Genomic DNA, 1627 nt, shown 5'->3' on the forward strand with positions numbered 1-1627 from the left:
TCTTATCCCTTAACGGCTTCTCAAAGGGGATTATGGATCATGAGCCAGTTAGAAGGCGGTTCACTGGCGTATAATATGCCGGGAGCAGTTTTGTTAAAAGGAAATATAGATACCAATAAATTCGAAGAATCGTTTAGGCTTTTACTACATCGTCATGAAATACTAAGAACGTATTTCAAAGCAGATAATGAAGGCGATATCAGGCAATATATTATCCCGACAGAACAATTAGATTTTAAGATATCCAGTGAAGACTTCAGTTTTGCAGAAAACCAACAAGAAGCCATTGCAACGTATATAAAAGCAAGAAAACATGAGATTTTTGATTTAGAACAGGTGCCTCTTTTAAGAGCTTCGCTGTTGAAGTTAAAAGAGCAGGAGTATGTTTTCTTTTTATCCATGCATCATATCATTGGAGACGGCTGGTCTATGGAACTGCTGGTGTCTGAAGTTGTAGAGTCCTACAACAGACTAATACAAGGAAAAAAAGTTGATTTTGCTGAATTGGGCATTCAGTATAAAGATTATGCTGTTTGGCTCAATGGCACATTGCAACAAGCCAAAAATCAGGCTTCTGAAGCTTATTGGCTGAATCAATTTGCGGGAGAGCTGCCTGTTTTAGATCTCCCGAGTTTTAAGACACGTCCTTTGGTTAAGACCTATAATGGGGCTAATATCAGCCATCATTTTTCGCAAGCATTTTTAGAGGAACTAAAAGCATTTTCAAAAGTGCAGGATGTTACCTTGTTTATGACACTTATGGCGGGAATCAATACTTTATTATATAAGTATTCGGGTCAGAATGACATTATAGTGGGAACATCAATAGCGGGCAGAGAGCATCCTGATTTAGAGAATCAATTGGGCTTATATTTAAATACACTTGCCATTCGCACGAGATTTGAACCGGACGACAGCTTTTTAGATCTGGTATCAGCCCAGAAAAATACGCTTTTAGGCGCTTATGAACATCAGAATTATCCATTTGATGCCTTAGTTGGGAAGCTGAATTTGCAGAGAGACCCAAGCCGTTCCGCATTATTTGACGTTTCGGTTGTTTTGCAAAATCAAAGTCAATTGAATAATCTGAAAGGAGAAGAATTAAGAGACCTTGAGATGGGACCTTATGAATTTTCCAGCGCTACCGCCCAGTTTGATATTATTTTTACTTTCGTCGAATCAGATGGATTGAATTTAATGATTTCCTATAATACAGATATCTATGAGGAATATCTGATCGAAAGAATGTTTACCCATTTTGAAAATCTGATAAGAGAATCGATAGAACAGCCCGAAAGGTTGATGAAAGAGATTGACTACTTAACATTTGAAGAACAGAATCAGTTATTGACAGCATTCAACGATACAAATGCAGCGTATCCAAGAGAGAAAACAATCGTAGATTTATTTGAAGAACAGGTTAGAAAAACACCAAATAATATTGCCGTTATTTTTGAAAATAATAAATTAACGTATCAGGAACTTAATGAGAAGTCGAATCAGTTGGCTTATTATTTAAGAGAAAATTATGCGATTAAGCCGGATGATCTGGTGGGAGTAAAGCTGGCTAAAAGTGATAAAATGATTGTCGCTCTTTTAGGAGTATTGAAATCCGGAGCAGCATATC

1 protein-coding gene is annotated in these 1627 nt (G+C 37.0%); it reads left to right on the forward strand.

Annotated elements, in window-relative coordinates:
* Positions 1-1627: condensation domain-containing protein (locus LPB88_RS23640; RefSeq protein WP_230718250.1), on the forward strand; the 1627-nt coding region annotated here is incomplete at both ends.

Origin of the sequence: Flavobacterium sp. JAS, from assembly GCF_020991455.1 — a bacterium.
GTDB lineage: Bacteria > Bacteroidota > Bacteroidia > Flavobacteriales > Flavobacteriaceae > Flavobacterium.